Source organism: Streptomyces xiaopingdaonensis (assembly GCF_000262345.1).
Lineage (GTDB): Bacteria > Actinomycetota > Actinomycetes > Streptomycetales > Streptomycetaceae > Streptomyces > Streptomyces xiaopingdaonensis.
In genome coordinates this window covers 1-283 of record NZ_AJTQ01000174.1, presented here as the reverse complement: position 1 = coordinate 283, position 283 = coordinate 1, and the positions used below count along the sequence as shown (strand labels likewise).

Annotated in this window: 1 protein-coding gene; it reads left to right on the top strand. The window is 69.6% G+C overall.

All coding sequences use genetic code 11. The features are described from left to right. On the top strand, positions 1-283 hold a 283-nt coding region (locus UWG_RS33695), incomplete at both ends, for a hypothetical protein (protein WP_237720088.1).

Sequence of the window (283 nt, the reverse complement as noted above, 5' to 3'; positions counted from 1 at the left end):
TCGGTCTCGGTGATGCGGGCGTCGAGGTCCTCGATGAGGGCGTCGAGATCGGTTGCTTCGATCGTTGCGGGCATGGATGTCCCTTTCGCTGGAAGGATCTGTTGGGCTGCCGGACGGCGGCGTGCCCGCCGCGTCCGGACGGAAGGGACGCTCGTCCGAGCATCCGGCCCCGGTGGCGCAAGGCCGTCGCGGGGCGTGACGGCGAGGTTCAGCAGACGATGACGGTGCAGACCACGATGGTGCAGACGCCGCTGCATCCGCTGCTGTCCCCGCCGCCCTCGGT